Here is a 23,995-nt window from a genome sequence, read left to right on the forward strand (position 1 = left end):
TTACATTCGCTTCACTTCAAGACTGCATACCCCGCATCCTGCTGGGAGCTACATAACAGTAATCCATCAAATAACAGTGATATTACGGTTGAATTATCCCAAAATTTAGCCAAATTCATCAAATCTTTAGCATTTTTACCTATTCAAAAGGCTTAAGTTAATTACTTAAGCCCGATGATTACCCTGCCCAACCTTAACTTTATAATTGATTCTTCATTCAGTATGCGTTTTCACAACATTAGTCTGAGTTTCCTGGCTCTGGTTATCGCCACGGCTTCCACTCCGATAAATTTCAGCCTTTGGGCCTCACCAGGAGAATTACGAGTACTAGCGCAAACACAAGCGGATCGCAAAGCCGAAGCAGACAGGTTGCTAAAGCAAGGTAAAGAGCAGTATCAAATCAGTCAATTTGAAGCTGCATTACAGTCTTGGCAACAAGCGCTGATTATCTATCGAGAAATAAAAAACCGTCAAGGTGAGGCGGATACTCTGCGTGGAGTGGGGGCTGCTTACTATGAGCTGGCCGACTACACCAAAGCGATTAATTACAACCAGCAGAGTTTGCTGATCGCACAGGAAATCAAAGACCGCTTAGGTGAGGGGCATACTCTGCGTGGTTTGGGAAATGCTTACTTATCCTTCAGAAACTATGCCAAGGCAATTGATTGCTACCAGAAGAGTTTGGCGATCGCGCGGGAAATCAAAGACCGCCAAGGCGAGGGGAGATCTCTGGGCAATTTGGGAATTGTTTACAAGAACCAGGGAGATTACACTAAGGCAATTGAGCACTACCAGCAGAGTTTAGTGATGGCGCGGGAAATCAAAGACCGCAAAGGAGAGGAGAATGTTCTAGGCAATCTAGGAGTTGCTTACTATGAGTTGAGAAATTATGCTAAGGCGATTGAGTATCAGCAGCAAAGTCTAGCGCTCGCGCGGGAAATTAACGACCGCAAAGGAGAGGGGCAGTCTCTGGGTAATTTGGGACTTGCTTATTCTGATCTGGGAGAATACGCCAAAGCAATTGAGTACTACCAGCAGAGTCTAGTGATCGCGCGGGAAACCAAAGACCGCTACACGGAGGGGACATTTCTGGGTAATCTGGGAAATGCTTACGAATCCGTAGGAGATTACACCAAAGCGATTGAGTACCACTCCTCAAGTTTGGCTATTGCTAGAGAAATCAAAGACAGAAACGGGGAAGGGAATGCTCTGGGCAATCTGGGAAATCTTAACTATTATCTGGGAGAATATGCCAAGGCAATTGATTATTACCAGCAAAGTTTGGCGATTAAAAGGGAAATCAATGACCGCCTAGATGAGGGAGCAGTTCTGGGCAATCTGGGAAATTCTTACTTCTCCTTGGGAGAATACACCAAAGCGATTGAGTCTCACCAGCAGTATTTGGCGATCGCACAGAAAATCAATGACCGCAAAGGGCAGGAGAATGCTCTAGGTAATCTGGGAAATGCCTACTATGCTCTAGGGGACTACCCTAAAGCCATTGAATACCACTCCTCAAGTTTGGCGATCGCACGGGAAATTAAAGACCTCAAAGGGGAAGGGCAGTCTCTGGGTAATCTGGGAAATGCTTACGATGCTCTAGGAGACTACACCAAGGCTATTGAATACCAGCAACAGTATTTGGTGATCGCGCGGAAAATTAAAGACCGAAACGGAGAGGGGAAAGCTCTAGGTAGTTTGGGACTTGCTTACGATGCACTGGGAGACTACGCCAAGGCGATTGAATATCAGAAGCAGAGATTGGCAATGGCGCGTGAAATCAAAGACCTCACTGGAGAAGGAATAAGTCTGAATAATTTAGGATTAACTCTCTACAAAGCAGGCAATCTCCAAGAAGCTGAAAAAACCCTCTATACTGGCATTGAAGTTTGGGAATCTCTTAGAGGAAGATTGGGTAAAAATGATAGCTACAAAATCTCAATTTTTGAGGTTCAAGCTAAAACTTACCCCATACTGCAACAAGTCCTGATTGCTCAAAATAAAACTAAGGAAGCTCTAGAAATTTCTGAGCGGGGACGTAGTAGGGCATTTGTAGAGTTATTAGCTTCTCGCTTTTCTAGCAAAACTACAGGACGAATCCTCGAAAATCCTGTTGATCAACCTACAATATCCCTACTGCAACAAATCGCCAAACAACAAAATGCTACTCTGGTTGAATATTCAATTATTAATGGTGAGATCAAAGTTCAGGGTAAACCACAAATTAAGGAATCAGAACTCTACATTTGGGTAATCAAACCTACAGGTGAAGTTACCTTCCTGTACGTTTAAAATAAAGTCTTGAAATTTCAGAGACGCAAAAACTTGATTTTACGTGTCTATCTCCAGAATCTGGAAAGAATAAAGTCCTAAACTTTGATGAAGAGAAATGCTGAGACTACAGAAGTCTAAAATAATAAAGTCTTAAAATATTGCATAAATCGAAGCTCGGTATAGCATTTATAGCTATTGTGTCGTTTCCAGAGGAATTTGAAAAAATGCTTCGGCTCTCCAGCCCAAAAATTGCATAAACAGCAGATGGTGAACAGGACTACAAGTGCTTTGGGGTTGCAGTAACTTAAACAACCAACTTTTCTGAGGATTCGGCAGTTCAAGTGGACATTTAAGTTGTTGTAGTAAATCTCTACAGTAGTGCTGCTTAAGCAAACTTAATAACTCCATCTCCCTGTCCCGGCGATTTTTGTTAGCACCAAGTTTTTGAGAGATGAGATAAAAATATCGCTTTAATATCGATTCCAAGCAATTAGAGTTATAGGGCTGATTCAGCAACCAAGCACTATCAGTCGCAAGGGTTAACAAGACTTGGTGAGAAGAATTATTGAGATTAACATCTGTTGGTGAGGGAATTGTTTGTATTACCCTGTTTGCAGAGACAAACTCATAGACTGGTTGATGCCTTCGTGGATTAAGATCACTAGATACCAAAAATACTTGGTGAGTGGGGCAGACTTCTACACCAGGAGCTTGATGAAGTCGATGCCAGTAAGGTTCGCCAAATTCTTGCTCATCCTCCACAGCACACAAAGGACAAAATCTTAGCGAATAAGGAAATGGAATAGCAACCTTGAACAATCCAAAGATTTGATAGAACCATGAACCCCCAGAATTTCTCATTAATTGTAGGCGGTAATTTTGTTCTTCCGGGTTAAAAAAAGGACTGTACAGGGGAAACAGAGTATGGCGATTGACCAAACGCTCTACGGTATAACGATGTCCTTTAGGCAATACCGCAACTAGCCTATCGAGATTCCAGGGTAAATCAATTACCGCCTTTGCTGCATAATAACCTTGTAATTCAATGGCTACAGCATTTTTACTCGGATACTGCATATAGTCGTGGTAACGTCCGCACATACTGTAGAGCAATTCATCTCTAAAAGGGTCGGGAAATAAGCCAATCATCCAGAAATATCCTCGAAAAGATACTCTGTTGCCGCTTTAATGAATCCTGCTCGTTGTAACGATTCGTAAGCACCAACCTTCTGCTTGACTCCTGACGCTACAATCTCCGGCAGTCCTGATTCATCAGGTTTCACAGACTGGCTACCAAAAGATGTTGAGGGTTTAGCGTGTGGCGGTTTTTTAGGGCAACTGTCAGCTTGTGAATTAGCAACAGTAGACTCATTAGGAGTGTTTTCTTTTACACTACCATTGATAACTTGTAACGTTAATTTCTCAGCAGCTTCTTGAAAGTAAGGTTCGATATCAACTAGATATACATCCTCAAACTTCTGCAACTCCACTTTATCTCCTCGTTTGAGAGCAGAAAGGACAGGAGCAGCCAAGCACAGGCAATCTTTGGCAACAGAACGAATAATAGCTTCTGTTACCTTTTCCTTACCAGTAGTAATAGCTCGAATTTGAGCCAACATATAAACCTTAATTGCAAAATCAGTGATACCTTGTGTTTCGTAATACAAAGTATGTGCCAGTTGAGGGTTGAGTGGACATGGGTAAAGAGTATATTGATACCGCCACAAAGATTCTATGAAGAACTGCCAAGTATCATTCTCCGGCATGGGATGCCAAAGTAAATCACCCTGTCCTGTTCCCCGGCGCATTTGCCGAAACTCACCACTGAGAACAGACCAAGCCTTATAAGTGCCAACTAAAACAACGGGTAAGCCAATTGTGTTGATTAATCCGACGAAGAAGTTGAGCATTTTCTTGTGTCCGCCGCTCTTGGCTTCGCTCAAATTCTGGAGTTCATCAATTACCAGCACTCCTAAACAATGAAGTGAGGCAACCCGCGCCATTGCTGGAATTAACTCATCTACAGTTCGCCGTCCCTTGCCGGCGTAGTGCTGGTAGTAAGAAGTGTCAAGGAGATCATCAACTGCTTGAAAAAAGTTCAAGCACAATCCCTTGATAGAACCATCAAAAGGGCAATCGAGTTTTAGCCAGACAATTTGTCCTAGGGTAAAGTCACGATTGCGGTAATAACTGTGATTAATTACTTGGGGGTAGAGTTGCAAAACCGATTCAACGGCTGTTGTCTTGCCTACACCACTCATACCAATTATGGTAAAGCCATTGGCAGTAGAGCGTAAGCGACTAGGTGGTACTTGGTTAGTTACAAGAGCTTCTACCTTTTGGCTGATATCATGAAAGAACTCACGGCTAGCAGGGTTGCGGGCGCGATACCCACTCCGAATTAGACGAGCAAATCGCTGTTCTAAATCTATGTGTACTGGCAGAGGTTGAAAAAATTGCAATACCTCCTGAATTAAGTGCAGACGCTCGTGATTAGGTAGCAATCGCTCTTGTGCATCATATCTGGGAAGTAAAGACAGCGAAATGAAGGCTTGTTCTTCGGTTAATAAAGGGGGCAGTGCCTCAATTAGAGGATTATCACGGTAAATAGAAATTTGTTCGGGATTATACTGGGCAAAGACTTCTCTACCCCGAAACACTAGCAGATGTGGCGAGTGGGCTGGCTCAGGAGTCATTATTCCAACTCTCCTCACGTAACCGACGCAATTTATCAAAGGGTTGTGGGGGTGGAACATACTCCTGTTCTTCACCCTCAAGTTGACTATCTCTAACTATGGGTACGACTCTTTGGGCGTTGTCAGATACTTCTGGTCTAAAGTAGTCTGCTCCACTTAGCCGCTCATGGTCACGCTCCAGTTGCCGTGACGAGCGAATATTTTTCACCCGCTTGTGAGGATTCAGGTCACAACGTGCCGCCTCAGTTTGAGTGCTAGCTTCACAAACAATTTCCTCGACAGTAGCATGGAAAACCGCTTGACTCCTTTGACTGCGGGTTTGAGCAACTTGTTGACGTTGTTGTTTTAATGCCAAATAATCTGTTGCTTCGTGCCAATCCCGTCCAGTGAAAGTCTTCGATACGGGCAGAAGATGGCAGACTTCCATCCGTTTACCACCTTCATTACGTAAATAGATGGTATCAATTTGGCGCGGGTCATAAGCAATCGAGAGCTTCCATCTACCTTCTAATCTGGCTTTGATAAACCATTGCTCTCGCACTGCCAGTTCACAAGTATAAAACAGACCGCGATAGTAAATTCCTTGATGGGTGACAGAGGCACTGTCAGTTGGTAATAAATTTAACCTGACAATTTCTCTTGGCATTACCCTTGGACAACCTTGATTTTGAACGCCCCAGTGCCATAAGTTAATCGGATATGGTTCAACACCATCTGCAATCATATATTCATTTGCTGGATAAGTATCCAATCGATGTTGATTGTTATGGTCGAGGATACAAAGCAGCATCAACTTGCGAAACTGGTTAAGATCCAAAACAGCATCTAATCGATAATCCTTGTCACCCCGTTCGTAAGTTTGATGAACAGCCCCAGGCATCCAATGTATCAGCTTGTCATTACTGAGTCGAAAGTAACGCTCGACTATAGGTTTCCAATCTGGGCGAAAGGGCGGAGTATTGTCTACTCGAATACCCAAAGCATTTACTAGATTATTAGCATTGTTACTGAGTAGTTCTCCCCGGTCAGCCAGGATAGCTTCTGGTAGATGATGACTAGGCCACTGAGCCTCAGTGATCTCAATGCCGTATTCTTGGCAAAATTTCACCTTATTTGCAGTGGCATTTTCCAGTGCTAACATTGCTCCCAACCAACTAGGGCCTTCCAAGCTGACGCTAAAACCTACAATTAAACGGCTGAAAACGTCAACTACCAGATAAATCACTGGGCGACCGATGAGCCGATTTCGGTCTAATGAACTAACTAAATAAATGTCGCCAATAGTCGCATCAATTTGATACAAGCTGCCGGGGCCACTGGCAATGTTGGTCGCATTTCCCGTAACAGCACGATGACGAAGATTAAATCGATGTTCGCCGACACGAGATTTGAGTGTGCGGCATAAATCACGGTCTTTTTTGTACCAGTAGTAAAATTGAGCGTAGGTTGGCAGTTCCTCGGCAGGCGGTAAGATTGGCACTAACACACCGTTAATCGTTTCATATCCCTGATGAAAAAATTTTTCTAGGGTTAGTTGATAACTTTGCTTGAGTGTTCTCCCACTACGGGTTTCATAAAACAGTTGAATCCCTCGGCGAAAATATTCTCTGACTTGTTGGTCAACATTCACACCTATTGCTTGCTGTTCTCCCAGTGTGAGTTTGTTTGGACGACCTCGTTTACGGTGATTGTTCTGTCGCAACTTCCCAGAACCACCGCATTGGTCAAAGCGAGGAAGTAAGGCATTTTTTACTTGTCCACCTTGCCAATAACGCCGTAAGTAGTTGTAAATAGTTGCTGATGTTCGTCCTGTCTTGACAACGGTATCTGCAACCAACCGACCGCGAATAGTCCGAATGAAGATTTGCTCACCTTTTTCAATCAGAGGCTCAATTACTTGCCAAGCCTCATCGCGGTGCTGTTTATGCTTTTCATCAATCTCTTCTTCCTTTTGCACCCATACGACATACGGGTCAACTTCTAAAATCTGGACGGCGTTGGCTGCCAAGGCAATTTCTATCTCTGAACATTTTTGCCACATTGGGAGTGCAGTGGTATTGTTCAGTTCAATGGTAACTACATCATTGTTGCCCAAATTCAACCACAAAATTCTTTCAATGCGATTGCATTTGCTGTCGTCTAGCCATTCTAGTAGCAGATTTTTGCCGAAACTCATCCTACTTCTCCCATTTGTAATTCGGATACTTGAGGTGACACTTTTAACAGCAGCAGTGGCTCTCGTGGCTGGATTGCTCTATTCATATCGACTATCCAATGTCGGGACGCTAGCAAATGACGAGCGACACAAAGGCTTGTCCCTGGTGGTAAACCCAATTGGTTGTCACAATCAGTAGTAATTGCTGCTAATGGAGTATCAGTTTGCATCACCTGTTGAGTTAGCACATAGCTGATTTGCTCAATCTCTATTTCTGTTAGTGATAGGCTACTGGGGTGGCGAAATGGATGTATCCAAGCGACGTTATCTGCAAATGCTTTACTGATTTCATTTTCTGTGACAATTCCCCAGCTAATTCCTCGTCCTTGCCAGTAAAGACGCTCTATCTCCAATTTTTCTAATACTCGTGCTGATGACAATTTTTCTTTTGGTTTTACTGTCCGAGCTTGTTCTGTGACTCCTATTGATTGGTTAACTGTCACTACAAAATCCGTTGTCATGACGATTGGGTCTTTTGTTCGCGGATTGGCTGGGTGTCGGATATTCAATTGCTGGGCAATTTCTTGTGTCTCTTCTAAAGGCAGTAATGGGTACTGTTCTCGAATATCTGCGACTAACACTGACCAATCAAGAAGATAAAAGTAGCGCAGCTCTAAGGAGCTAAATAATTCATGGGTGAACGAAAAAAAGTGTGGGGAAGAAAAAACGAGTTAGCGTATCATTTACGCTAACTAAGCTCTGACTGATGTAGATGTTAACTCTTACTTCGATATGAATTATTTTTGAAATCTTGCCGCTTCTTCAACTAGGTCATTGAGTCCTAGCTCTAGTGTATGAAGCACCTGGTTTAACGCTTCGATTTTTGTCCGATTTTTCATCATCTCAACTGCTTTTAAGAAAGCTGGACTACCTGCTTTACCAATATATTGATGACAACTTTTATTACCATTTTTGGTAACAAAGATAGGTGATCCTGATTGCCACTTGTAATACCAATAAGCTCCGCCCTTACCTTTGGCGCGGTAACGAACAATCCAACAACCAGAAAAAGCTACATCACTCTTGTTAAGAGTAGAGATTTCTTGGTTGATTTCTTCTCTTTTGGCAATTAAAAGTTCTACTCTGTGTGCTAAATCTGAAAGACTCTGTTCTCTTGTTTTGACCACTATTAAATACAAGCTTAAAAGTCCAAGGTTAGCGTGAATCTTACACTAACTTAATTTGATTGTAAGATAAGGATGACCAAAAATTTGACCATCGCTCAGAAGAACTTAAATATGCTGCCCTAAGAGCCATAACTCCTTCGGCTCCAAAAAAAGACCAATGCATACCTGCTTGTTTTAATCTTTGTGTAACCACACGCCGATTAGAACTTTCAACAACTCCTGAACCAATCATTAAACCAGCTTTTAAATAAGAGCGATAATCAATTCGACTTTGATTATTAGTTAAATAACGCTCTAAATCGGTAATTGCTTTGGTTAAATCTTTCTTCTTTTTTGGGAATTGATGACAATTTTCAATTACTGTAGTCCATTCAGATTTCTTCAGTAATTGTTGTTGGGTTTTCACCCAATCTTTTTGAGTGTCTTCTTTATTCGGATAAGCGGCTTTCGCCACTGACCACACATATTCTGAGAGATGAAAAAAGTCGAGAATTTCCACCGAACCTGGAAATTGTTCTGATGCCATCGACCAAATCCAATGTGCGCCATCACCAATCACTACAGTTTTTGTGGGTTTTGTAAGAGCTACTTGATGATATAAATGGGAGACTCTATCCCTAAATTCTCTCCGCGATTTTAAAGTAGCTACATATTCCCTTTCCCGGATCACACCTCTTTTTTTACCAACTTTTTGATGGTCTTTACTCCAGAAAATTACACCAACTTTTGCTTCTTTATATCCTTGTTTTTGATTCAAGGGAGTCATGACTCCATCAACTCCCACATATAATAAATCTGGTGGCTCATCCTCTAAATTAGGGACTTCAAACTCTGAAGAAGTGTCTGGCAAACATTCTCCATCGAACTCTTGTGTTTGTAGTTCATTTCCGATTTTTTCTACTTGATTAGCTAAAGTTTTTTCTGCTAACTCTAACGTTGTCCATTTTTGAAACAAGGAGTGAGAGTTAGGAAACTCACTACTGATTCCCAAAGCGCAGGCTAATTCTAATACCATTGGTAGCCATTTATCTTTTGGTAGACCTAACTCTTCATCAACCTTGACCTTAATACCATCTCTTGTAACGTAAGCTCTACGTACAAGAACCATTTCACCTAATGGAGTGTAATATCTTTTTTCTCGTTTAGTTCTCGGATGTGAGTATTGGGCTTCTTTTTCTTCTATTTTGGCTTGAAATAAGCTTTTTTGCACCTCGTTCCCTAATTTTAGCCACATACTGTAGAATTCGCGCACAAATTCTTCTAAATGGTTCCACTCCGGTAAGGAATTGAGTGTGTCATGAATGTGAGACAGAATTGATTGGAGGTTGTTCATGGGTAGTTTGGTTGCATCGCATCAAGAGCTATGTTAGCGTATTAAATCCGCTAACTACTCTCCCACACCTTTTTTCGTTCACCCGTTACTAACACAAAACTGTTGTGGGATGGAAGGTTTTGGACATTGGTCAATTTCGGTGAGACAACCACAACACTCTTGCCGGAGATTGGGCAACCAATGCAATTGCCAACAGGCTTTTTTCTTCAGTTACTTGAGACTGGAGCTATCAACATCAGTGCAGCATCCACTACACAGACAGATTCAGCACAAGTGCGTTCAGTAATGGATGCGGCTAGTCCTGCCCATCTTAAAGAAGCCAACCGCAGATTTCATTTAGTTCAAGCGTATCTTGAACACCAGCCAGATGTATATAAAGACATTGCCCTTCGCACCTTGAGGCGCTGGGTCAAGCAGTTCCGTGAGGCGCAAGCCAACTACGGCTGCGGGTATGTTGGTTTGTTGCCAAAAATAGCCCAACGAGGCAACCGCACACCCAAAGCCCCAACAGCCACACGGGAATTACTCGATACCTTAATTACAGAATATTTTGAGACACCCAGGCTTGCACCAGCCCTGAGCGTATATCGGTCATATTTACAAGCTTGCTCTCAACAAAACATTCAACCACTTTCTGTACGTACATTCTATCAACGCCTCAAGCAACGCCGCTCACCCACTCAAATAGAAAAACGTCAGGGAGCAAAAGCCGCTTATCAACAACAGCCTTGGCTATGGGAGCTAACCCTGAGTACCCCCCGACATGGAGACCGTCCCTTAGCTATTGTCCACATCGACCATACCCAGCTTGATATTGAATTACGCTGTTCAGCTACAGGGCGTAACTTAGGACGACCTTGGCTAACTATGTTGATTGATGCTTACTCCCGCAGCATCTTAGCAGTTTATCTGACGTTTGATGCCCCAAGTTACCGCTCCTGCATGATGGGATTACGCCTACTTGTTCAGAGATTTAGTCGCTTACCACAAGCAGTGGTAGTAGATGGAGGAAAAGAATTCAACAGCGTCTATTTTGATACTTTATTAGCACGTTACCACTGTATTAAAAAGACTCGTCCTGGTGCTAAACCCCGGTTTGGTTCAGTAATTGAACGATTGTTTGGTACGACTAATACTGAGTTCATCTTCAACCTACTAGGAAATACTCAAGCCAGCAAACAACCACGTCAACTGACCAAAGCTATCAACCCCAAACAACTTGCTGTTTGGACACTGGCTTCTTTGTACACCTACCTAACCCAATGGGCTTATCAGGTTTATGACCAAAACGAACACACAGCTTTGGGCATGACACCACGAGCCGCTTATGCAATGGGACTCATTGAAACAGGGGAAAGGGAACATCGCCTGATTCCTTACAATGAAGAGTTTTTGATGATGACCCGCCCTAGTACCAAATTGGGTCATGCGTTAGTGCAGCCTGGAAAGGGAATTAAAGTCAACTACCTCTATTACTGGAGTGATGCTTTTCGCAACCCGGAAGTAGAACGTACCAAAGTCAGTGTTCGTTATGACCCATTTGATATGGGGGTAGCTTACGCTTATGTCCAAGGACGTTGGGTTAAATGTATTTCTCAGTATTACAGCACCTTTTCGGGACGCTCAGAAAAAGAACTATTGCTGGCATCTCAAGAAATCAAACAATTTGGGAAGCTAACGAAAACAAGAACTTCAATCTCCGCTAAACGGCTGGCAGACTTTCTTTTCAATGCCCAAGAACATGAAGCTTTGCTATTGCAACGATTACGTGACCTAGAGGGAAAACAGGTACTTGAAGCCATAGCCACTAAGTCTAAAGTTTTGCCGACTACAGAAACAATCATCCCCACAGAACCAAGCCCCCCAACAGAACTAGCGACAGTGATAGAAACTGTGGAGATTTCTCGCCTGCCTGTGTTTGAGGAGTATCGTTGATGGAAAACTGGCTTCATGGCAACCTGACAGTTGCAGCCAATGAAAAGCTAACCCGCTTTAAAGAATATGCAGTGTCCCACCCGCAGTTAGCCCTCTTTTGTCACTCTAGGCAGAGGAAAAGTAGAAATCAGGGTGAATCAGGGATATAAAAATTGAACTGGTGAGGCTATAAATAATAGATTGAAGTTTAAAAAAACCCAAAGCTAATTGAGGAATAGGAAAAACCGTTAACCAGGGATATATCAGATTAAATAAAGTAAAAGGTTGAATAATCAAACGAAGATTGTTAAGAATGTTCTTCCAGCCATTTCCATTATCCCACCAAGGATGTGAAACAAATTTTGACTCTCGTTGTGATGGAGACTGAAACAGTTGCTCCGAATGCAGACTAACCATTAAATAAGCACTGCAAATAATTTCCCACCATCGCTCAATATCTGGGTAGTGAGTCAGGCGAAAATCTGACCAACCTAATTCATTCTTACTTTGTTTTAACCCGTACTCGACCCAAGTTCTTAAACCGTAAAAATTTCCAACTTCTCTTGGCGTAATGTCTGGATATTTACTCATCACATACCAAGTAGTGTTATCAGGCAAATTTTCTGGATCTGTAGTAATTTGCCAATATCTAAGTTCTCCACGTTTTCCCGGAATAATTTCTCTAATAAATCGATTTTCCCGACTCAAGTCAGAGAATACCCTTTGAAACTTCTGCCACTTTAAATATTGAATATGTTGTCGTGGAAGTATTTCTACATAATGATTTGACCGAATCGCTACTATATAGTTCAAGTTTAGTTCATCTAATACAGATATGAAATTCTTACCACTCTCTCCATATAAGCTATCTGCAAGTACTAAGTTGAATTTAAAACCCATTGATTGTAGCTTTTTTATCAGTATTGCTGCTATTTCTGGTTTAGTGCGGTACTTATCTCCTGCCTGTAATCTTTCCCTGGGTTTATACACTTCAAACAGTAATGGAAATGTCATCCCACAGAAAACACCATATACTGTCACTGCCACAATTCCATTATCTGTTTTTCCCAAATTTCCTATATACTGCCGTTTCACATAATCTGTCTTGCTCCCTTTCTTTTTATCCCCTGTCTCATCAATAATTAAAATGATTGGTCTACCTTTTAGCACTTGTAAAATTAACTCTAACCTTAAGGTTCTTAACTTTTCTATATCCCAAGGTGATGTAGTTAGAAAATGATGCAACCCTTGCTGGTTATCTAATCCTACGATTTTTGCTATTTCTGGCAATGTTTTACGTTTTAGATCAGAAATGCAGCCTACATGGAGATATTTAAAAGCCTCGAAACTCCTAACATCTGGAAACAGACTTTTATACCACTGGCAATATTCGTCCACAAATTTGACTGTTGGTGCGGCTGGACGGGGCTGTACCATGCTCTGTGTCTTGGTTCTAGCATTTTTACCTTATTATACTACTGCCAGAGTGACAAAACAGGGTTAAGAGTTGGTTAGTTGAGCAATAGCAGCACAGAGCAATACCTACCTTCCCGTGTAATACATGGTTAAGCGGTAGTTTACCCGCGTATTACACGGTGCTATTCTGACTCGGACTGTGTAATACTTGGTAGTTTGTTATTTCTCACAATTTTTTCTAAATAGTCTGCCCTAGTCAAACCGTAGCATTCTGCCACAATCCCTAATGCCTTCCAGGTGTTGTCAGTTAATCTCAAGGAACGTACTTCTCGGTAATCATCATTTTTAAGCGCGAACTTCCCCTGGATATCCCGTTTGAGCGTCATATTTCCGTGTATTACACCGTTTGATAAACTTCTATCTTCCCATGTATTACACGGAAAAGCGAGTGATAGTTTTCATTTTATTACTCAGATATGTTTTATGAACTATATCTTGGCAGCCTATATGGTGAAGAATAAAGTGGCAGTTGTTGCCACTTTATCCTTCAAGTAACACTTAAACCTTTATGGCAAAAAGAAAATACAACCTTAGCTCAATTAGTCACCAACAGCCGCGAGTCAATAGGCGTTAGAGGTCGGGGAATTAAAGTTACTCACAACCCCAATCCAGCTCAAGTTAAACAACGCTTTCAACGACTTCACGAATTATTAATTAATCCCATTGCTGACTTGCTACCAAAAAATCCTGATGACCGTGTAACATTTATACCCCAATCATCTTTATTTCTTGTTCCCTTCGCTGCTTTACAAGATAAGCAAGGTAAATATTTAATTGAAAAACACACTATCCTCACTGCACCATCAATTCAAGTATTAGATTTAACTCACAAACAACGGCAGAAAGTTTCTGGTAATCAAGCCCTAGTTATGGGTAATCCGATCATGCCTAGCGTTCCCCCTAAAATTGGCGAAGCACCGCAACAATTACAAAATCTACCTGGTGCGGAAACGGAAGCTAAACAAATAGCGCAACTGTTAAACACCAAAGCCATCACAGGTAAAGATGCAACCAAAGCCGCATTTATTCAAAAATTACCGCAAGCGAGATTTATTCATCTAGCTACCCACGGCTTACTTGATGATTTTAAAGGTTTAGGTGTCCCCGGTGCGGTAGCTCTCGCCCCTGATGGTAAAGATAACGGCTTGCTGACTGGCAATGAAATTTTAGATTTAACCATCAACGCCGAATTAGTTGTATTAAGTGCTTGCGATACCGCCCAAGGTAAACTCACCGGCGATGGTGTCATTGGTTTATCTCGCGCCTTAATTTCTGTCGGTGCGCCCAGTGTGATTGTCACACTATGGTCAATTCCCGATAGTCCTTCGGCATTATTAATGGAGGAGTTTTACCGCCAGTTACAGAAAAATCCAGATAAAGCACAAGCACTGCGTCAAGCGATGTTGGTAACGATGAAACAGCATCCTCATCCTAGCGCTTGGGCTGCATTTACTTTGATTGGGGAAGCTGAGTGAGAACTCCAGTTATTTGGTGTCGCCAGCTAACGACGTTTTTGCGATCGCTATATCCTGACAGTGTTTGTCAATATTCACAGCATAGTGTTGGAGACACTGTGGCGATCGCACTGTGAAAACTCAAGCCAATAAAAACACTTTAAGAATTATTGGATTTCCCAGCATTCATATCAGCTAACGCTTGTGGAAAATTTTCCATAAGCGTTTAAAAGAATAATTTTGTAATGTATGCGAAAATATCTTGCCAAAACGTTTATCCCAAAAATTATTGATAACTGGCGCTGATGCGATCGCCTTTTTACCCTCAATTGCAAATCTTGGCTTAATCAACCCACATCAGCGCCATGTTTTCCAATACTTGTGGAATTTTGTATTCTTCAATAATATGCACTGCAAAATTACACAAGAGAACTATGCCAAAAAATTGGGCATTAAAAGTAGATCAGTATTTCAATGCAAATTCTAACTGCATTGTCGCTACCGCCCATGTAGACACCTTTCCCACTGACCTTCCATTAGAGCCAAATATCAGAGAACCTAACCGCAAAAGTTCCACTTACAGACAAATCTACGACTCATTGACCACTGAACCCGAAAAATTCTTTGAGCGGCATAGCGGAATCGTGCTGTGTGCAAATAAGGTTAAGCCTAACAGTAAAAAGACACAGCTAGAGTTAGAAATCCTTGAGGCACAAGAAGGTGGTAGCGATGGCATTATTAACGGGGGGCATACAGTTTTGGCTTTTCAACAGGCCAGAGGCTACAACTTTGACCTCTCCAAAGCCAGGGTTAAAGTTACTATTCATATTGGGCTAAGTGAGGATGAAGCCAAAGATATCGCTTTAGCATCCAATACATCTGCCCCAGTGGATGCGCGCTCAAAGGTAAACGCTAGGGGTGATTATAAATTCATCAAACAATTTCTAGCGCAACTAGAGCGTGACCAAGAAACCAAATTCCGCATCGCCTATTACCAAAACCAAAGCGGTGCGCCCAAAAGTCCCCAGTGCAACGTCAACCATTTAATTAAGCTGATGAACTGCCTGGATAGAAACAAATACAACCCAGACGCTAAGAGCAGAACCAAACACCCACCTGTGAGCAATACACCTTCATTGAGTGAAGCGGAAAGACAAAGACTATCGAAATTACTGCCGCTACTGCCAAAAGCATTGTGGATTGAACAACAATTGTTTAAGACTATTGAGGAACATATCACCAAGCCAAGAAAGAAAGGAATCATTGACTTAGCCTCAATTGACCCACGCAAGAATACGCTCTTGCCCGATAGCCGATATTCTTTTGGGTTTAGCGCACCTGCTGATATTGCTATGCCCATTGTTGCTGCTTATCGAGTGTTTTTGGACGAACAGTACAATTGGATTATTCCTTTTGATGAGTTCGCTCTTGATTTTCTGCAACATCTGTGGATTAACTATTACAGGAAATACTTGGTGTCAGAAAAATTAGCCGGGAATACAGTTGGGACTAAAATCTGCCGCAATCCGGTAATTTGGGATAACCTTTATGTTTCAGCGCAAAGTTACTTGAATCAGCAGTTGATCAAGATGGTTGGCTCAAACACCAAGCGCGAAGATTTGAAACTAGTGAATTGATTACTATGGTGGAAAGCGTATTGTTAGACTTCGATTGCAAAATGCGCTTTCCAAAAAAGCATCACTTCAATGCAAATTTCATAATTATGAGAATTTTTATTATGGGATGGAGTAGGAGTAAGCAAAAAGTAAGCAGTAAGTTGTGTTAACTGCTCAAAAGCCTTATTAATCAAAAGTCTCTGCAGGCATTATTTCGCACCTTTCTTGCCCGGTCGCGGCTCAGTAATGGCTAAGATAAGAAAGAAAAGAGACTTAGCTAATAGTTACAAACCATTGCCAATCAAAATAAAAGGTGCCCAGTAGTATGGGTGTGAAAAATTACGTTCGATTTGGTTGGTTCTGGGAGTTACCCCTGGTTTAGGTTGAGGAACAATCCCACCGCGTGGATCGGCAAGATTTCTTTTGTTGGAGTCTTTACTATGCAGTAAGCTGAGTTGGGCTTGACGCAAAGCTTCTGCTTTTGTTATGGGTTTCTCGGTTGTGCCCTTCGCTAAGTTACTGTAGAAATTCTTCATCAACTCGCTAGTGCTTTGATCATCGACAAGCCACAGGGAAGCCATGACTGCTTTAGCACCGCGATTTAAGAAGTAGTAAGATATACTCGAAATCTCCACACCGTCTTGCATAGCGTCACCGAGGGCTGTTTGGCAAGCACTCAGTACTACTAAATGCACATCACCTAAGTTTGGTAAGTTTCTAACATCATCAACAGTAAATTTTTCACCCGTTCCCAAGAGGATGAACGAAGCTAAAAAGTTATTGGGTACAAATTGACCGTGAGTAGCAATGTGTAAAATTTTGCGCCCATTCAAGCGATCGCGCAACGCTGTGCGGTTAAAATCTTGGTTGAGAAACTCTAAACCCGGAAAAATCCCTTTGCTATTCTTGCTGTTTGTTTTGACTATTGCTTGCAATTCGGTTGGCACATTTGGTAAGGGAGGAAAGCCAGCAACAGCATTTGATAATCCTAAAGCTAAAACCGGGTTATTTTGTGTGCCGATGGGTAGGCGATCGCTTGTATCTGTTAACTCCGCAGATAGCACAGTGGAAATGTTGTAATTTTCCACCAAATATTTTTTACCATCATACAAAGCACTCATAGGAATATAGCGGGTTACGCTGTCAAGGGCAAACACTAAATTTTGCACTTTATTTGCTTTTAATTCCTCTTCTACAGGTTTAATTAGCAAATCATAAAGTTGTTTCCCTGTCGCTTGAACTTCGCCAATATCAGAGAATTGATTATCAATTAACTGCCGAAATCTTAAAACTGTTTTACCTAATTGAAGTTGCCCTGTATTAGGGACTTCAACACTTTTCACCACGCCTCCCGCAGAAATCCAAAGTATCCAAATTTTTTCTGGCAGCACAAAAGGATAAATTAGAACTGTGTTTGGTTGTGCTTCCACAATTTTTTGTGCGTAACTCAGTCTTCTTGGATCGAAGAAAGCATCATCTTTCCCTTTACGTTCTCGAATTGCGACGATAAAGCTATCAGTAGCTTGATTATATTGGCGATTTAAAGTTTCCAGTTGAGCATTTAGTTCATTAAGCTGACTACAATTAGTTTTTTTGCAATCGTAAATTTTCTGACCGAATGCTATTAAACTACCATACTTATCAATCAGTTTTTGTTCTTCAGAACTTAAGCCAATTTTTTGATTCTCACCTCTAGTATTAGTATCTTTACTAAAATCTCGAATTTCTTGGATTTTTAATAACTCTAATACTTGCTGGGCTTCTAGGATTCTTCCTTGGGATAACAATAAATCTGCTAAACGGCGGTAATTACCTACAACTTTGTTCGTGTATGCTTCTTGTTCTTTATGTGTTAATTCTCGTAAACCTTGGCGAATCTCTTCTGTAATGTTAACAGCTTCTTTATAGAAGACAATAGCTACTTCAGGTCTTTTCTGTTTTTCTAGTAAAGCACCAATATTGATCAAAACTTCCTTTACACCTGGATGATTGTTTATTTGTCTAAAAAGGGATAAGGATTTTTCGTAAGCCTCTAAAGCTTGAGCATAATTTCCCATTTCCGTATGAACTAAACCTATGTTATTAAAAGTAAAACCTTGAACATCATATTCTCCTGTAATAACACCAACCTCAGCAGCTTGTTCATAGGTATCTAGGGCTTGGGAATATTTCCCAGTTTTTAAATAAATATCTCCAATATAATTAAATATATTTGCTTTTTCTACATCACCTCCCATTGACAAAGCTTCTTGAAGTACTGGTAGCGCTTTATCATACTGTCCCATTTCTTTATACACTAATCCTAGTTTACTAAGACCCATACATCGACAAAATTCGTCTTTTTCCGCTAACACTAGAGTTGTTTTAATTATTTCTAAAGCCTTATCATACTGGCCTAATTCGCTATAAACGAAACCAAGGTCTATAGAAAAAAATAATTCATTATGCCTATCACCATATGTTCTGGACATTTCTATAGCTTGTCGCAGAAAATCTAAGGCTTGAGAATATTGACCTAAGTTACGATAAGACCAACCAACACCATGCAGAATCATGTGTGTTCCAAAGCATTCATTAAATTTAGGACTACCAAGTTCTTTGGCTATAAACAAGTTCAGTTTTGAGATATCCAAAATTTCTTGCCATGAAATTTTTCCTGTTCTTAGACGTTCCTCAATTTCAGAGTCCCGTGCTACACCACAACCAGCAGCTAGTCCCCACATCTTCTTAATATGTTTTCGCATAACTGCCATTAGGAAATTTTCGCCTTTACCATCTCCTGCTTTTCTCAAGCTTTGCAGCTTTTGACGAAATAGTTCTTCTACTTTTTGATATTTACCTATTTTAAAGTAAGCATCTCCTATGTAGCCCAAAGTTTCAGCAATGCGAGATTTGTAGCCTAGTTTTTCGTAAAGTACCCAAGCTTGTTGATGGAATTCAAGTGCTTTAGTATATTCTTCGGTGAGGAAATAAATACTACCAATTTTATTAAGAGTATCAGCTTCGCCAATGCGATCACCTTTTTCTCTTTGCATCTTTAAAGTTTGATAGAGTAGCTGCAAGTCCTTCTCTACTTTTTGCCGTAATTCAGCACGCTCAGAATCTTCGTTAAAAATCCCGGCAATCTGAAACCTAGCTGAATGAAATTGCTGTGAAGCAACTGGGTGCAATTGCAAATGATTCTGTTTGTTCTTTGGTGGCGTTGGCAATTTTACAGTAGGAGATACTCTGTCCTTGTGTTCCCTTGTTCTCGACTCAGTAGCAACGACGGGAAACGTTAGAAGCAGCATCAAAGTACTAAGAGTAAAGCATTTGAGACGATAGTACATGAAAGTAGCTCCTCCAGCGATTGTCAGCGCAGATAACTTGCATAACCTCTATATCTCTCACGACATAGAGGTTATGCAAATTTAAGAGCCTTTTCAACTAACTCATCTTCCACATGAGATTTTCGTACCAATTCCAAAAAGTTTATACACAGGAATCTCTTGAGCCACAACTGGGCAAGGAAGTTATGCGGTCGCACCTAGCTAGAACTCAGATAAATCCAGCGTCTTGCTAATAAGAAATTCTATTGCTTACTTTTTCTTCTTAAAAACGCCCTTTTTCATAAGTGATTTCATCATTATTAATTGAGTGGCATTGAGAAAAATCTATATTTTGGCGAGCGCACAGTTTGAGTCAGTGGCAGAGGAGGCTGGTGAAATTCTGGATGTTCCAGAAAGTTGATAACGGGACTTAGGCAAAAAACACCGATGAAATAGCCTCAAACGTATAGCCCAAAAGGCTTTAACATCGTTTTGATTGGTTTGTTGGTATATCAGGGTTTCAAATGTTATTGGGTATTTGGTGTATTTCCCTTAGCCTGCAAAGGTTTGAGGCTTATTTCTTTCTCAAAAATGTTTAAGTCCCAATAAAGCTTTACCTGAGCCGCTTGACAAGAATACGCCTGCAAGCTTTTCCTCATTTTGGGCTAGTGCACGACGTACCTGAAACTTGACGGTGCGATCGCTTCTCCTATTGCTCAAGTTTCCTCTCTACGAGACACTACGTGAACGCTTGAAAATTCTGATGAGCAGCGTTAGCGTAGCTTACCGTAGGTATCGCTTTCACTTTACAATCAGTTCATTGCTATCAAATTTGATATCATGACTGAGCAAAAGTCCCCACCCAGCGAAATGATTCGCGTGCCTAATGCTTTAATTCCAGCAGTACGCCGACTATCAAAACTACACAGGCAAGGGCATACAATTGCCTTGGTGCAAGCCTTAGAGGAATTAATAGGAGAATTTGATAGCAAAAATGATATCGATATAACAGCAGGTAGTAAATCAGTTAAACAGCTAGAGAAGCAGCTGCTGAAACTGGAATCTCATCTTGCAGATCAAGGCTCCTCGGTAGAAACAAAACTTGAAACGATTACCAAGAAGCTAGAGCAAATCGAACGGGCGATGGCCTCTCTTCGATACAACAACTCTCGACCTCGCTCACATGCATACTCACACCAGCAACCCCAAGTTGAATTACAACCCAGGACAAACGAAAATCTTGCCCCAAGACTCGGTGTTAGCCCTCAAAGCTTGATTGCAGAAAGAGAAAAACTCAGCACCAAAGAATTTTTGAGTTGGTCACGGAACCGCGACCCAATGAGTACAGCTTGGGAATGGAATGCTCTTGACGGACTATACCACCCCCAACGGTAGACTCATCTGATTTTTGGTGGCAACATAGCAATCATACTCGTGGCGATCACTTGAAACTTCCTGCACCACCGCTACCAACAACCCCAACAGCAAATACAAAACAATAGCCTAAAAGCGGCCAGGATATAGTTCAAATTTTATTCTGGAGTTCGCACAAAAAAAATTTACCTAATGTTTGCTTTTTTTACGCAGTGCGTGAGAAGTCCCAACACGCCCAACATGGTGAATGTACTTTGCAGTTGTCGCCGGGGAAGCATGGCCCAAATCTGCTTGCAAGTCAAAATCAGAAGCTCCATTTTTCTTAGCCAGCGTCGCGTGAGTGTGGCGCAGAAAGTGGGCGCTGAACTTAATTCCCGCACAAGTAGAAATTTCCTCCATCATCAGTCGCAACCCGCGATCGCTTAAAGGTTTACCCCTATCCCGCCGACTGGGACTGGGAAACACCGGCTGATCGTTGCCAGCATCCCCACGATAATCCAGTAGCACCGCACTCGTCTCCGGATCGAGACTAATGGTTCTAGTTTTATTTCGTTTCCCCGTCACAGTTAACAATAAACAATCCCCATCCTCCCGAAACTGCCGCCAAAATAACCCCGGCGTAATTACGCGCTTACCATAATCAGAAGTTTGCCGCGCAATTTCTCCCGCCCTCACCCCACTGTAAAACATGAGAGTAAACAGCAGCCAATGCATCTTATTAGTATTGTGTTGCAAGTCTACTGCCATCGCCGCTTTTTCCAACTTAGCAATCTCGCGTTCCGAGAGAATCCGCTCTGCGAGCTTATCGTCCCACTGTATGCTTAAGTCCTTGCCCAAGTCGATAGCAAAATAACCAATAGAAGCTCTAGTACCCCATTCCCACAAACTTTTAATCGCTGCCGTGTACTTAGCCGCAGTATTTTTACTAATTCCATAAGTATTTTTCTTTCCCCGTACTGGCTTTTCATCCTTGAGCCAAGCCAGATAAGCGTGTAGATGGAATAACGTTACCATCCTCAAATCAGATATCCCAAACCGCGACTGCATATAATCGATAAGCTCATAACCAATTTGCCGATATGCCCGTCGCGTTTGGTCGCTTTTGATAGTGACAGAATGCACCCATAGCTCAATTAGCTGTTGTGTCGAATTAATTTTTTGGCGGTTGGGGAAATAATAATCCACAAGCGCAACACGAGCTTCATCAAGCGGTAGAGTCACCACCTCCACAGCAAGTGATTCCACGCTTTTGACAGGTAAATTTTCCATAATAAAATTCCTCAACCCCCACTGATAATTATGATGCCGAGAATCACAATTCCCGGTATCTTTATGATAATTCTTTCCCAGACACCACATAAATATCATCGAAAATAATCTATATCGTATATACGTGGATATCCTGTATGCGATGATGGTAGTGGGGAAAGTTGGGGAAGTAGGAGGAGATAGGGAGGTAGGGGGAGTGAGTAAATATTAGAACTCGAAGCAAATGGTTAAAGAACTGATTAGAAATCACTTCTCCACAACAAAAGCGCGAGGGACTGGTGGAATATCCGCAGATAAATATAAAACTTCTGTCTGAAGAAGACCGGGAGTTGGTGAAGCAGGCCAAGCAGCGTGCTGAGGAGTTGCGCTTAACTTTTAAAGAGTTTGTGCTGAATTGTATTAAACAAGCACTTGTGGAAGAGAGTGCGGATGGTGTAAGTGCAACTGCTGCCGAAATTGAAGCTTTGAAAGCTCAAATCGCCGCCCTGGAAGAGAAGGTGAATATTCCTTCTGCGACCAAAACGGAAGTACATACCCTCCAAGAGCGGTTAAATCAATTGCGGGTGGGGATTTCAAATGAAATTAAGAAGGATAGGGAGCAACTTGCTTCTTTAACGTTGGCGATCTCCCGACTTGAAAGCCAAATTGAACAGCTAATACCTTCCTTAAATCTTCAGGTGGATGGCGAAAGTAATGCTGATAGTGATAACGACTGGCTTTTTGGGGAAGGCTCCGGTGGTGTGGGAGGAGAAGATGTTGAGGATACCCAAACTGATGGAGCATGATGGGAGAAAGCTGTGTTTCAACTGGTATTTGGGCGAGGGGAAGTTACCAGAGACGAAAGCGGGGTTGTACGAGCAGTTTGTGGGGGATTCAGGATATTTACATCTACAAACAAATCCCCCAAAGGCACCCAATGGTCTATTCCCCATAACGGCATAACACCGTGTAAACTTTGAATGCTGTCGTGGATGCGCGATCACACTTGTTGCACCAAGTCATCAACTGGATTTGTTGCCCTTAATTGGACTTTTTTTTTAGATTTTTGAATACTGGGGTATGTTCCTCTGGGATTCCTTGCAGGGCGATCACATCACAGCCACCGTTATAAGCATCCTCATACGACCAACCAGCCCCCAGTTCATCATAAAAACCAACTGCAAACTTAATCGCTGCATCATCTCCTATCTTACTATTCATGCCGACTACATAATTGATATGTTGGGCGATCGCCGAAGCTTGAATCTCCGAATAGCAAGCGTTGAGAACAACACATTCCAGTCCTCGCGTAGCAAATCGTTTGAATAAATTTGCTAAAGCTTCAGTTGGGACAAGTTGCGCTAACCCTGCATCATTTTCCAGAAATAATCCATCATCTCCTGAACCATGCCCGCAAAAGTGAACAATCTCTGGGTTTAAATCTAACAAGGCACGACGTAAATCATCAGGACGAACCGCCCAGCGTTGCTGCAAAGTAAATTTTTCTCTATGCTGCGACCTTCGCAAACCCTCATCAATTTCTCGCATCTGTTTGTCTAAGCGCAATCTCGCTTCGTTGGTGGGGCTGGAGGCTAGCACTAAAATGGTTTTGCGCGAACTACTTTGAGGATTTTCCCGTTGTACCAAGTTCTGAAACTCTTCAAAGAGGATAGAGCGAACAATTTCTCGAATATCTGTGGTGTTAGAACCGTGAATTACAGCACGAGCAACTTCTCGAATCGCTTGTGCATCAAGTCCTTGGTAAGTGCGATCGCCAATATGAATATCTTGTCCCTGTCCGATATTAACGTTGTACTTACCTACTTGCAGATTTTGGCTACCACCACTGTTTAACCACTGACGCAAAGCTTCAATATCGGCATCAGTTTGATTTCCGTTAAGGATGCGTTGAATAATGTCGTTGAGGTTACTGGGGTTCGCCATTTATCATAGTTTTTTA

Annotated in this window: 16 protein-coding genes and 2 pseudogenes; 6 read left to right on the plus strand and 12 right to left on the minus strand. The window is 41.8% G+C overall.

Annotated features, from left to right (window positions below; translation table 11 throughout):
• Window positions 1–222: 222 nt before the first annotated feature.
• The gene (locus HGR01_RS37725) at window positions 223–2,292 is read left to right on the plus strand and encodes a tetratricopeptide repeat protein (RefSeq protein ID WP_045873680.1); all 2,070 of its coding nucleotides are present in this window, start codon (window positions 223–225) and stop codon (window positions 2,290–2,292) included.
• Window positions 2,293–2,466: 174 nt separating this feature from the next.
• Here the strand turns inward: HGR01_RS37725 and HGR01_RS37730 are convergent, their stop codons facing one another.
• The 6 genes from HGR01_RS37730 to HGR01_RS37755 form a co-directional block, all read right to left on the minus strand.
• Window positions 2,467–3,423, minus strand: coding sequence for a TnsD family Tn7-like transposition protein (locus tag HGR01_RS37730; RefSeq protein WP_045873623.1), 957 nt, complete (start codon window positions 3,421–3,423; stop codon window positions 2,467–2,469).
• A complete protein-coding gene (locus tag HGR01_RS37735) occupies window positions 3,420–4,970 on the minus strand; it encodes an ATP-binding protein (protein ID WP_045873622.1) in 1,551 nt (516 codons plus the stop codon). Before HGR01_RS37735 ends, HGR01_RS37730 begins: the two co-directional genes overlap by 4 nt.
• Window positions 4,960–7,146 carry a Mu transposase C-terminal domain-containing protein gene (locus HGR01_RS37740; RefSeq protein ID WP_045873621.1) on the minus strand — a complete coding sequence of 729 codons (2,187 nt, stop codon included), beginning with the start codon at window positions 7,144–7,146 and terminating at the stop codon, window positions 4,960–4,962. Before HGR01_RS37740 ends, HGR01_RS37735 begins: the two co-directional genes overlap by 11 nt.
• Window positions 7,143–7,766: a heteromeric transposase endonuclease subunit TnsA gene (locus HGR01_RS37745; RefSeq protein WP_052335381.1), complete on the minus strand. Its 624-nt coding sequence runs from the start codon at window positions 7,764–7,766 to the stop codon at window positions 7,143–7,145. The genes HGR01_RS37740 and HGR01_RS37745 overlap by 4 nt, the downstream gene beginning before the upstream one ends.
• 156 nt (window positions 7,767–7,922) lie before the next feature.
• Window positions 7,923–8,312, minus strand: a complete 390-nt coding sequence (locus HGR01_RS37750) for a hypothetical protein (RefSeq protein WP_045873620.1) — start codon at window positions 8,310–8,312, stop codon at window positions 7,923–7,925.
• Between the two features lie 40 nt (window positions 8,313–8,352).
• The gene (locus tag HGR01_RS37755) at window positions 8,353–9,645 is read right to left on the minus strand and encodes an ISKra4 family transposase (RefSeq protein WP_081584134.1); all 1,293 of its coding nucleotides are present in this window, start codon (window positions 9,643–9,645) and stop codon (window positions 8,353–8,355) included.
• Between the two features lie 126 nt (window positions 9,646–9,771).
• On the opposite strand from HGR01_RS37755, the gene HGR01_RS37760 reads away from it, so the two are divergent.
• Window positions 9,772–11,580 carry a Mu transposase C-terminal domain-containing protein gene (locus HGR01_RS37760; RefSeq protein ID WP_228045829.1) on the plus strand — a complete coding sequence of 603 codons (1,809 nt, stop codon included), beginning with the start codon at window positions 9,772–9,774 and terminating at the stop codon, window positions 11,578–11,580.
• Between the two features lie 105 nt (window positions 11,581–11,685).
• Here the strand turns inward: HGR01_RS37760 and HGR01_RS37765 are convergent, their stop codons facing one another.
• Window positions 11,686–12,996 carry an IS701 family transposase gene (locus tag HGR01_RS37765; protein ID WP_096621593.1) on the minus strand — a complete coding sequence of 437 codons (1,311 nt, stop codon included), beginning with the start codon at window positions 12,994–12,996 and terminating at the stop codon, window positions 11,686–11,688.
• 170 nt (window positions 12,997–13,166) lie between these two features.
• Window positions 13,167–13,361, minus strand: a pseudogene (locus HGR01_RS37770) (hypothetical protein); the annotation flags it as partial.
• 171 nt (window positions 13,362–13,532) lie between these two features.
• On the opposite strand from HGR01_RS37770, the pseudogene HGR01_RS37775 reads away from it, so the two are divergent.
• Both HGR01_RS37775 and HGR01_RS37780 read left to right on the plus strand, forming a co-directional pair.
• Window positions 13,533–14,510, plus strand: a pseudogene (locus HGR01_RS37775) (CHAT domain-containing protein); the annotation flags it as partial.
• A gap of 413 nt (window positions 14,511–14,923) precedes the next feature.
• Window positions 14,924–16,126 carry an AIPR family protein gene (locus tag HGR01_RS37780; RefSeq protein ID WP_045874752.1) on the plus strand — a complete coding sequence of 401 codons (1,203 nt, stop codon included), beginning with the start codon at window positions 14,924–14,926 and terminating at the stop codon, window positions 16,124–16,126.
• A 263-nt stretch (window positions 16,127–16,389) separates the two neighbouring features.
• Here the strand turns inward: HGR01_RS37780 and HGR01_RS37785 are convergent, their stop codons facing one another.
• Both HGR01_RS37785 and HGR01_RS37790 read right to left on the minus strand, forming a co-directional pair.
• Window positions 16,390–19,434, minus strand: coding sequence for a CHAT domain-containing protein (locus HGR01_RS37785; protein ID WP_081584177.1), 3,045 nt, complete (start codon window positions 19,432–19,434; stop codon window positions 16,390–16,392).
• Window positions 19,435–19,998: 564 nt separating this feature from the next.
• Window positions 19,999–20,133, minus strand: a complete 135-nt coding sequence (locus HGR01_RS37790) for a hypothetical protein (RefSeq protein ID WP_255325390.1) — start codon at window positions 20,131–20,133, stop codon at window positions 19,999–20,001.
• A gap of 120 nt (window positions 20,134–20,253) precedes the next feature.
• Between HGR01_RS37790 and HGR01_RS37795 the strand changes: the two genes are divergently transcribed.
• Window positions 20,254–20,808: a hypothetical protein gene (locus tag HGR01_RS37795; protein WP_045874750.1), complete on the plus strand. Its 555-nt coding sequence runs from the start codon at window positions 20,254–20,256 to the stop codon at window positions 20,806–20,808.
• Window positions 20,809–20,976: 168 nt separating this feature from the next.
• Here HGR01_RS37795 and HGR01_RS37800 read toward each other — a convergent pair whose 3' ends face one another.
• Window positions 20,977–22,056, minus strand: a complete 1,080-nt coding sequence (locus tag HGR01_RS37800; RefSeq protein WP_045874749.1) for a tyrosine-type recombinase/integrase — start codon at window positions 22,054–22,056, stop codon at window positions 20,977–20,979.
• A 278-nt stretch (window positions 22,057–22,334) separates the two neighbouring features.
• Between HGR01_RS37800 and HGR01_RS37805 the strand changes: the two genes are divergently transcribed.
• On the plus strand, window positions 22,335–22,841 hold the full coding sequence (locus HGR01_RS37805; RefSeq protein ID WP_045874748.1) for a hypothetical protein: 507 nt from the start codon (window positions 22,335–22,337) through the stop codon (window positions 22,839–22,841).
• Window positions 22,842–23,076: 235 nt separating this feature from the next.
• On the opposite strand, the gene HGR01_RS37810 is transcribed toward HGR01_RS37805, so the two are convergent.
• Complete coding sequence (locus tag HGR01_RS37810; protein WP_045874747.1) at window positions 23,077–23,979, minus strand: CHAT domain-containing protein; 903 nt, start codon at window positions 23,977–23,979, stop codon at window positions 23,077–23,079.
• Between the last annotated feature and the right edge of the window lie 16 nt (window positions 23,980–23,995).

It is taken from the genome of Tolypothrix sp. PCC 7712 (assembly GCF_025860405.1).
In the GTDB taxonomy this organism is placed as follows: domain Bacteria; phylum Cyanobacteriota; class Cyanobacteriia; order Cyanobacteriales; family Nostocaceae; genus Aulosira; species Aulosira diplosiphon.

Excerpts from the sequence above, each read along its gene's own strand:
- HGR01_RS37725 (WP_045873680.1), top strand. The coding sequence starts at position 223 with ATGCGTTTTCACAACATTAGTCTGAGTTTCCTGGCTCTGGTTATCGCC.
- HGR01_RS37730 (WP_045873623.1), bottom strand. The coding sequence starts at position 3,423 with ATGATTGGCTTATTTCCCGACCCTTTTAGAGATGAATTGCTCTACAGT.
- HGR01_RS37735 (WP_045873622.1), bottom strand. The coding sequence starts at position 4,970 with ATGACTCCTGAGCCAGCCCACTCGCCACATCTGCTAGTGTTTCGGGGT.
- HGR01_RS37740 (WP_045873621.1), bottom strand. The coding sequence starts at position 7,146 with ATGAGTTTCGGCAAAAATCTGCTACTAGAATGGCTAGACGACAGCAAA.
- HGR01_RS37755 (WP_081584134.1), bottom strand. The coding sequence starts at position 9,645 with ATGAACAACCTCCAATCAATTCTGTCTCACATTCATGACACACTCAAT.
- HGR01_RS37765 (WP_096621593.1), bottom strand. The coding sequence starts at position 12,996 with ATGGTACAGCCCCGTCCAGCCGCACCAACAGTCAAATTTGTGGACGAA.
- HGR01_RS37780 (WP_045874752.1), top strand. The coding sequence starts at position 14,924 with ATGCCAAAAAATTGGGCATTAAAAGTAGATCAGTATTTCAATGCAAAT.
- HGR01_RS37785 (WP_081584177.1), bottom strand. The coding sequence starts at position 19,434 with ATGTACTATCGTCTCAAATGCTTTACTCTTAGTACTTTGATGCTGCTT.
- HGR01_RS37795 (WP_045874750.1), top strand. The coding sequence starts at position 20,254 with ATGACTGAGCAAAAGTCCCCACCCAGCGAAATGATTCGCGTGCCTAAT.
- HGR01_RS37800 (WP_045874749.1), bottom strand. The coding sequence starts at position 22,056 with ATGGAAAATTTACCTGTCAAAAGCGTGGAATCACTTGCTGTGGAGGTG.
- HGR01_RS37810 (WP_045874747.1), bottom strand. The coding sequence starts at position 23,979 with ATGGCGAACCCCAGTAACCTCAACGACATTATTCAACGCATCCTTAAC.